Consider the following 8,485-nt stretch of genomic DNA (forward strand, 5'->3'; position numbering starts at 1 on the left):
GTGCGCGGCACCGTCCTGGTGCGCCGCACCGTCCTGGTGACCGACCCGCTGTGGTGACCGACCCGCTGTGGTGACCGACCCGCTGTGGTGACCGACCCTGTGGTGACCGACCCTGTGGTGACCTACCCGCTGTGGTGGGACGGGTTCCACCCGCGTGACGTGACCGGCCGACGCTCGCCCTTGGTGGACGACGCCTTCGTCGACGTGTGCATCGTGGGCGGCGGCTACACCGGTCTCTGGACGGCGTACTACCTCCTCCAGGGCGCCCCGTCGATCTCGGTGCTCGTCCTCGAGGCCGAGCACGTGGGCTTCGGGGCGAGCGGTCGCAACGGAGGTTGGGTCTCCGCCCTGTATCCCGTCGGCCCGACGACCCTCGCGCGTCAGCACGGGGCCCCGTCGACGCGAGACCTCCTGGCTGCCCTGCGCGAGAGCGTCGAGGAGGTCGGTCGCGTCGCCGGGGCCGAGGGGATCGACTGCGGCTTCACGACCGGCGGCACCGTCGTCGTCGCGCGCGGTCCGGCCCAGTGTGCGCGCGCCCGGCAGGAGGTCGCGGAGTCCCGGCACTGGGGCACCGGCACGGTATGGCTCGACCACGGCGCGGCGGCGGAGCGGCTCGACGTCGCAGGCCTGGACGGCGCGACATTCAACCCGAACTGCGCCCGGGTGCAACCCTTCCACCTCGTGCGCGGCGTCGCCGCTGCCGTCGAGCGCCGCGGTGGGGTGATCCGCGAAGGGAGCCGGGTCAGGTCGCTGGCGGCGGGACGCGTGGCGCTCGAGAACGGGGCCACCGTAAGGGCCCGGCACGTCATCCGGGCGACGGAGGCGTGGTCCAGCCAGCTGCCCGGGGGCCGGCGTGCGGTCGCCCCCGTCTACTCCCTCGTCCTCGCGACCGAACCCCTCCCGGAGACGATGTGGGAGCAGATCGGTCTGCGCCGGCACGAGACCTTCAGCGAGCACCGCCACCTCGTCGTCTACGGCCAGCGCACGAGCGACGGCCGGATCGTCTTCGGCGGCCGGGGCGCCCCCTACCACTTCGGGTCCGCGATCAACCCGTCGTTCGACCATGACCCCGGCGTGCACGCGGCCCTGCGCCGGGAGCTCCACGACCTCCTGCCCGTCACGGCGGACGTGGTCTTCAGCCATGCCTGGGGTGGCCCGCTGGGGATCGCCCGGGACTGGCACCCGTCGGTGCGTCACGACCCCCGGACCGGCCTCGGACAGGCCGGGGGCTACGTCGGTGACGGCGTGGCCCTGGCCAACCTTGCCGGGCGGACGCTCGCCGACCTGGTGACCGGGCGGCGCACCCCGCTCACCGACCTCCCGTGGGTCCAGCACCGTTCTCGCAGCTGGGAACCCGAACCGCTGCGGTGGCTCGGGGTCAACGCCGGCCTGCGCGCGGCGGAGCTGGCCGACCGGGAGGAGGCCCGCACCGGACGGCCCGCCCGGCTTGCTCGGGTGCTCAGCCGGCTCACCGGCCACTGAGCCGGGCCGCCGGATCGTGGGCTCAGCCACCGCATCACGGTCGGCCGAGGAGGAACGCGATGAGCAGGATCACGGGGATCGACAAGACGGTGCTGGCGAAGATCGCGTCCCGGGCCAGGAACAGCGCGCGGTTGTAGCGGTTGGCATAGGTGAAGACGTTCTGGGCCGTGGGCAGGGCGGCCGTCACCGCGGCGGCGAACAGGGCGTGTCCGCGCAGGCCCACCGCGAGATAGCCCACCGACACCGCCGCCAGCGGCTGGACGACGAGCTTGAGGCTGACCATGGTCGCGACGTGGGACCACGAGCCACCCGTCCCCGGTCTGGGTCCGCGGCGCAGGGAGATCCCGAAGGCGATGAGCATCGCCGGCACCGCCATGTTGCCGACGAGCTCGATCGGCTGCAGCACCGGGGTCGGGACGCGGACGAAGGAGGCCAGCAGGCCGATGAGGGCGCCGGCCGTGATCGGGTTGCGCACGACGCGCACCAGGCTTGTCCCGAGGGTGGGCCGATGCCCACGCGCCTCGCCGTCGAGCACGGCCATCGCCACGGGAGTGAGGACGAGCAGCTGCATCAGCAGCGTGGGTGCCATGAGCGAGATGTCGCCGAGGACGTAGAGCGCGATGGGCAGGCCGAGGTTGCCGGCGTTGACGTATGCCGCGCAGAGGCTGCCGATGACGCTCTCACCCAGTGGTGGCCGCCACCGCCACCGGGCGACGGCGAGGTAGATCGCCACGGTGATGACCACGCTCGCGAAGGAGGCGACGAGGTTGGCCGAGAAGATCGCCTCGACCCTCGTGCGGGACATGACGACGATGAGCAGGGCTGGCGACGCGACGTAGAACGCCAGCCTCGACAGGAGGTTCTGCGCCGAGATGTCGAGGATCCGCCAGTGGGCGAGCAGGAAACCGAGGCCCACCACTGCGCCGATCGTGGCAAATCCCTGCAGCACACCGAGCACGCGCCGATCCTGCCATCACCTCCGCGCGGCGATGGACCCACTCCGCAGAGTGGGCGCTCACGGCGGCGATCAGGAGGTGTCGTCGTCCTGCCCGGCGAGCTCCCGGTAGTCGCCGGGGACGTCGACCACGTCGGTGTGGGCCGATACCGCGGGTCGAGCGCACGAGATCCCCTTCGTTGATCCAGGCCCGGACGTACTGACCCATCCTCGTCGCACCGAGCCTTCTAGACCCGCGACGTCCGGCGGCTCCCAGTCGTAGGCCCCTGCGTGCAGCTCGCGCTGGGTGCGGTACGCGCGGTCCAGCTCGGACTCGTCGAGCGGCACCAGGGGCGGGAGGTCCTGCTCGACGTGCTGCATCCCCAGTTCCGCGAGCGTCGCCAGCCAGGGCATACTCCTGCGTCTGCTTGTCCCGCAGCCGGCGGGGCAGGGCCTCACGGTTATCCTCACCGGACAAGACCGCGGCCTCGAATCGTCCGTCATCGCTGCGACGGCGAGGAGAGGTTCCCCCTCGTCGCCGGGGTCTCCGACCAGCCACCGCGCCAGCACGGCGCGGGACCGACCCCGTTGCAGCAGCGAATGTCGGCCGATCAGCTCGACCTCCTCAAAGAGGACCACCCAGCCGGTGTGTCCCGCCGCGTGCAGGAGCCGCGGCAGGAACCGGAGTCGCTGACGGGCCAGGTCCCGGATCTTGACCGCGGAGAACGTGCAGGTCCTGTCCTCGCCGATGGCCTTGAGCTGGCGGCGCAGGTCCGGCATCGGCATCGGGTCACCGGACCAGAACCGCACGATGGGTCGAGAAACTCCTCGTCGGCGCCGGGCGCGTCGCGACCGAGCCGCTGGTGCAGCAGAAGGGTCGCGTCGAACCGCTCGTTCACGTCGCGGCCGGGTCCACGCAGCCAGCGCAACAGCTCGGCTTAGCCGGGGCCGCCCCGGTCCAACGCCGCCGCCGCCTCGGCGACGACATCCCGCGCGCGATCGGGGGCGACGGCCGACTCGACGGCAGCCCGCAGCACCTCCGCCGGGTCGTGCAGCGCGCTCTCCTTGCTGATCACCACGGTGCCACCACGAACCCGGCCGAGGTCGCGAGGTGGCCGAGGTGGGTGAGGTGGGTGAGCAGGTGGCTCTTGCCCTCCCCGAACCTCGCGCCGAGCAGCATCGAGGCGCGACCAAGCCGACCGTTGCGCGACCCCCCGATGTCATCGAGCAGCCCGCTGCACCGGGAAGATCACGACGTGGGCCATCCCCCAACCCCGACCTGATCGACTCTGCTCAACCCGCAGCGGCCTTGTAGGGGTCCGGCGGGACGACACCCGCGGTGACCAGGGCCTGACTCCAGCGCTGGCACGCCGACACGAGGGTGTCGAGATCAGGCCCGATGGCCTCGAGCACCGGGTGCATGCCGTCGTCGGTGCGGCGCTCCAGCTCCTCACGCCGGGAGCGGCCGACCGTCGTGAGGTCGTCGCCGTCGAGCCAGCCCTGCTCACCCAACCGCGCATATGCCGCATCCAGGGCCGCGGGCGACCAGCCGCGGGTCGCGGAATAGGACCGCGGCGGCCAGCCGACCCACCGCTCTGTGAGCACATTCATCGACACGCCGTCCAGCCCGGCCGCGACACAGACGGCGACGTGGGTATCGCCCCGGTACTCGCGCAGCAGATTGACCGCGTGCCACAGCTGACCCAGCGGCTCCGACGGCCACGTCAAGGACGCCAGACCCGCGAACAGCGCGCGCCCGGTCGGGTCCGCCGCGGCCAGACCACGCCGCATGATGGCGACGACGGACCCGACCTCGGGTGGTTCCTCGATCGTCTCGCGCAGGGCGCCCAGTGCCCCGGCAAGCTTGGCCTGCTGCACCTGATCCCACGTGGCGACCTCCCGAGCCTGCTGCATGAGCGAGACCACCAGGCCGGGCTCGAACACCGCGAACGAGGCAGCGACCACCGCCGGTGCGGCCGAGCCCAGGGATGACCCCCGCCCCCAGACATAGCCGCCGAGGAAGTCGAGTCCGATCGCCGCCATCGCCTCGGAACCTTGCCGCGACCACAGATCCACCAGGGCGATCCGTTCCACGGCATCGCGCAGACGACGGGCCGGCGAGTGCCACGCGTCCGTGGCAGGAGGTGGGTCGGACAACGGACGTGCAGCGAAGAAGGCGGCCTGGGCCTCGAGGTAGTCCACGCCGTCATTCTGGCGTGGACCGGGGTGTGGGCGCCAGAGCCCCGCGAGAGCGTTCCGCAGCGCGGTGGAGCGTGACCGCCGAGCGCAGTCGAGCCCGGGCCCGGAACAGCAGGACGCGCTGATGGTTCGTCGTGATCGAGAGCAGCCGGCAGACCTGCGCTGGATCGCACTCCCACACGTCGCGTGCCGTGACCACCTGCCGCTGCAGGCGGGGGAGGGCCGAGATGGCGGAGTCGATGACATCACGCAGCTCACCGCTGCGCCAACGCTGGTCAGGTGGCTCCTCCCATCGTCGGGGCGGGCTGATCCAGCCACGCGCGTCCGCAGCGGCGTTGGCCGGATGGAAACGCAAGGCCTCGACGGCCGGCGCGCGCTCGTCGTTCCACAAGGTGCTGAACGGCAACGACCGACGTTCCCGAAGCCCCGTCTGCTGGGCTCGGCGGACCACGATGTGGAAGACCCACGTGCGCAGGCTGGAGCGGCCCTCGAAGCGGTCGATGCCCGTCAGGATGGCCAGCCATGTGTCCTGCACGACCTCCTCAGCCACCTCGCGGCTCGGGACGTAGCCTCGGGCGAGGCGGACCATGTCCGGGGTCCAGCTTCGCACGAGCCCAGCGAACGCTGCCTCATCTCCTGCCCGTAGCCGCTCGACCAGCCGTCGATCCTGCTCGCTCTGCTCGGCCTTCACGGACCCAGACAACACCGCGTCGGGCCGCCGTGGCTCGGTCGCGAGCAGTCCTTAAGCGACCGGTAAGGCGCCGGGAGCCGCTTCGCCGTAATGCACCGACCTCCTCCCCGTACTAGGCCGATGTCGGCAGGTCGCATCCCGCGGTGGGCACCTGACCCGACCTGTCCCCCCTCTCCACCGCGACAGAGCCACAGGAGATCTCATGCGCACCACACCTCTCGCAGCCCGCCGTTCGATGGCCTTCACGGCCGCCGGCCTGCTCGCGGCCAGCTCGGCCCTTGCTCTCGCCCCAGGCGCCGCCGCCAGCGGCGGCTCCGACAGCTCCTTCACGCTCGACATCAGGAGTGCCGTCAAGGTTGATCCCGTCGCCGAGACCGTCACCTTGCCGCTGCTGCAAGGAAGCCACGACGGGCAGCCCGTCTACTACGTCGTCACCGACGACTCTGACCAGGCCGATGCCCAGGCTCGCGGCCTGAACTACGTGCCGAAGCTCGCCCACGCTCTCGGCACCGCCGCCGTCCAGCAGGCGTCCGTGGTCGGTGGCGAGGTGCAGTTCCCGGGCATCGTCGACTTCAGCCCGACGAGGGTCGTCACGCCCGGCCCGGTCGGAAACGAGTTTGCCGGTGGCAGCTACGCACCCGGGTCCGTGGGCGACGCGGCATACAGTCCGCTGATCACTACCGGCAACGGGATCGTCCTGGACGCCGCTCAGGTCGCCGACGCCTCCGGGGTGCACGACTCGGTCGTCTCCATCGACTACGCCCGCCACCAGGTCACCCTGAAGTCGTTCTTCGGCTTCTGGAACGGACACCGCACCATCTATCTCCACCTGGACGCGTCCTCACCGGTGGTCGCGGCGGCCGAGGGATCCAACTACGCGCCCAACCTGGATGCAGCGCCGGGTGTCGGCTCGAACGACCCGGAAACCTCCGCTCGATCGGCCATCATCCCCGTGGTCAACGGGGCAGTCGGGGTGGGCAATCCCGCACGGCAGGGCCTGAACTCGGCACTGCGCGGCGACGGGGACCCACTCAACGTCAACCAGGACATCCCGGGGCAGGGCAACGGCCGCTACAGCCCCGTGTGGGACGTCCACCCCGTGGTGTGGACCACGGCGGCGATAGCCTCCGGTCAGCGGGTGCTGCTCACGAGCGGTAGCCAGGTCGCGGGCGCCTTCGCCCAAGGACTCATCACTGGTGCCGGCACGGGTCCGGCCAATCCGAGCCTGAAGGGGCTGCCGGCTGCGAACGTCATCTCCAACTGCCCCATCGTCGCCGTCGACTGACGACGCACCGGGAAGCAGTCGATCGACGACTGCTTCCCGGCCCGGACGCCTCGACGCCTCCTTGTGCCGCAATTTCACCGTGCCGCAACGATCCTGGTGCTAGCTGGTGAGCTCGGGGTGGCTGGTGGGGTCGGTCAGCACGGCGTTCGCGACGTCGCTGAGGCGGTGGTGGTTGCGTCGGGCGTAGCCGCGCATCAGCTCGAAGGCTGCATCGACGTCGATGCCGTGGGTCGTGGCCAGCGCGCCCTTCGCCTGCTCGACGGTGATCCGGGTGTTCAGGGCGCCCTGGAGCTGTTCGGTGAGGATCTCGCCGTCGTGGATGGTGCGTTCCTGCAACAGCCCGATCGTCGCGATGTCGGCGAGCGCCTGAATGATCCGCACGTCGACCGGCTCCAGCTGGCCGGTGTCGGTGCTGAACAGGTTGAGCGCCCCGATCACCGACTTGCGGTGTCGCAGGGGGAAGGCGTGCACGGAGCGGAATCCGGCGGCGACCGCGCGGGGCGCGAACAGCGGCCAGCGGGCCTGCGCACGGCTGAGGTCGGCGTTCACCACGGGGGCACCGTTTCGGAAGCAGTCCATACAGGCGCCTTCCTGGTTCTGGATCTGGAACAACTCCAGCAGCTTTACCGACTCCTTGGAGGCGGCCATGAACTGCAGCTGGCCGTGCGCGTCGACCAGGAGCAACCCCGCGGAAGCCGTGTGGCTCATGTCGGCGGTGCGGGTGGTCACCATCTCCAGGAACTCGATGACGTCGAAGTCGTCAACGAGGGTGTCCGCAAACTCGACGAAGACCTCCGCCAGCTTCTCGACCGCAATCATGATGTCCACTCCCTCACTCGGATGACCCTGTACCCACTCTCCCGGCGCTCAAACCGAGTCCACGTCCAGTGCGAGTTTACCCGCCACGACGTCCCGGGCGACGTCGCTGAGGTACCGGTTCTCGGCATACGCATGGCCTCGTAGCCGGGCCATCGCCTCCGTCAGGCTGACCCCCAGGTCGATCATGACCATGCCCTGGGCCTGGTAGACCTCCGCCCGGTAGGCCAGCACGTCGTCCAGACCGGCAGCGGTGGCGCCGTTCTGCCCGTCGAGCAGGAGGGCTAGCGCGACCTCGGCGAAGGTGAAGGCCTGACGCAGGGCCGGGGCGGAGAGCGGGACCGGCTCGTCCCGGTAGATCTCCAGCGCGCCCAGGCGGGCGGCCCCGACCTGCAGCGGGAACGCGAACACGGCCCGGACGCCGAGCCCGTACGCATCGGGGGCATACCCCGGCCACCGCCGCATCCCCCGACCGGCCAGGTCGGGCTCCAGAACGGGTCGCCGCACGTCGAAGGAGGTGACGCTGGGGCCCTCACCGTGGGTGAACTCCAGCTCCTCCAGCCGGCGGCTGAGGGGGGCGGACGCGGCAGCGATCCCCCCTCCGGTGTGGTCCTCGTTGATCAGGCTGACCCCTGCTCCCGAGGCCGGCAGTGCCCGGACCAGCGCGGTGCACAGCCGTTCCAGGCGCCCGATCGTTCCTGGCCTCTCATCGGACGCCGCCGGCTCGGCGTTGATCAGCGCGTCCACGCGTGCGATCCGACCGTCGGGGTCAGCCATCCCGGCCTACCGGGGAGAGCGCGCGGGCCGAGCCATTGATGGTGTTGGGCGGGGCGCCCTGGGTGGGGGTCGGTGCGTCGTCCGACGTCATGACTGCCCCTTTCCTCGTGACAACCAGTTTCCACGCGGCGCCCGATGTCGTGGTTCTCTGCCGTGACGTTCAGCGTACTGGCTGGGTTGCGTCAGAACCTGGTCGAGGCGGACGCCCCGCCTGCGGGCTGCTCCGTGGAGGGCGACGGCTCGGCCCGGTCGTAGGCGTCCTTCGCCTTGTCCTTGGCCTGCTGGGCCTGTTCCTTGACGC

Annotated in this window: 9 protein-coding genes; 2 read left to right on the top strand and 7 right to left on the bottom strand. The window is 70.9% G+C overall.

Features of this window, described 5'->3' with window-relative positions; translation table 11 throughout:
* The first annotated feature begins 102 nt into the window (after positions 1 to 102).
* Positions 103 to 1,482 (top strand): NAD(P)/FAD-dependent oxidoreductase, encoded by a 1,380-nt coding sequence (locus ACLL9L_RS07205; RefSeq protein ID WP_411283964.1) that lies wholly within the window; start codon positions 103 to 105, stop codon positions 1,480 to 1,482.
* Positions 1,483 to 1,516: 34 nt separating this feature from the next.
* On the opposite strand, the gene ACLL9L_RS07210 is transcribed toward ACLL9L_RS07205, so the two are convergent.
* The 5 genes from ACLL9L_RS07210 to ACLL9L_RS07230 form a co-directional block, all read right to left on the bottom strand.
* Positions 1,517 to 2,440, bottom strand: a complete 924-nt coding sequence (locus tag ACLL9L_RS07210) for an AEC family transporter (RefSeq protein WP_411283965.1) — start codon at positions 2,438 to 2,440, stop codon at positions 1,517 to 1,519.
* Between the two features lie 69 nt (positions 2,441 to 2,509).
* A complete protein-coding gene (locus ACLL9L_RS07215; RefSeq protein ID WP_411283966.1) occupies positions 2,510 to 3,202 on the bottom strand; it encodes a hypothetical protein in 693 nt (230 codons plus the stop codon).
* 152 nt (positions 3,203 to 3,354) lie between these two features.
* Positions 3,355 to 3,495, bottom strand: coding sequence for a hypothetical protein (locus ACLL9L_RS07220; protein ID WP_411283967.1), 141 nt, complete (start codon positions 3,493 to 3,495; stop codon positions 3,355 to 3,357).
* 214 nt (positions 3,496 to 3,709) lie between these two features.
* Entirely contained in the window at positions 3,710 to 4,618 is a 909-nt protein-coding gene (locus tag ACLL9L_RS07225; RefSeq protein ID WP_411283968.1) for an SCO6745 family protein, read from the bottom strand.
* A 4-nt stretch (positions 4,619 to 4,622) separates the two neighbouring features.
* The gene (locus tag ACLL9L_RS07230) at positions 4,623 to 5,306 is read right to left on the bottom strand and encodes an RNA polymerase sigma factor (RefSeq protein ID WP_411283969.1); all 684 of its coding nucleotides are present in this window, start codon (positions 5,304 to 5,306) and stop codon (positions 4,623 to 4,625) included.
* A 202-nt stretch (positions 5,307 to 5,508) separates the two neighbouring features.
* Here ACLL9L_RS07230 and ACLL9L_RS07235 point away from each other — a divergent pair, with 202 nt between their 5' ends.
* On the top strand, positions 5,509 to 6,591 hold the full coding sequence (locus ACLL9L_RS07235) for a hypothetical protein (RefSeq protein ID WP_411283970.1): 1,083 nt from the start codon (positions 5,509 to 5,511) through the stop codon (positions 6,589 to 6,591).
* Positions 6,592 to 6,690: 99 nt separating this feature from the next.
* Here ACLL9L_RS07235 and ACLL9L_RS07240 read toward each other — a convergent pair whose 3' ends face one another.
* Positions 6,691 to 7,410: an ANTAR domain-containing protein gene (locus ACLL9L_RS07240; RefSeq protein WP_411283971.1), complete on the bottom strand. Its 720-nt coding sequence runs from the start codon at positions 7,408 to 7,410 to the stop codon at positions 6,691 to 6,693.
* Positions 7,411 to 7,458: 48 nt separating this feature from the next.
* On the bottom strand, positions 7,459 to 8,154 hold the full coding sequence (locus ACLL9L_RS07245; protein ID WP_411283972.1) for a GAF and ANTAR domain-containing protein: 696 nt from the start codon (positions 8,152 to 8,154) through the stop codon (positions 7,459 to 7,461).
* Between the last annotated feature and the right edge of the window lie 331 nt (positions 8,155 to 8,485).

This window comes from Lapillicoccus sp. (genome assembly GCF_046595215.1).
Classification (GTDB): Bacteria; Actinomycetota; Actinomycetes; order Actinomycetales; family Dermatophilaceae; genus Lapillicoccus.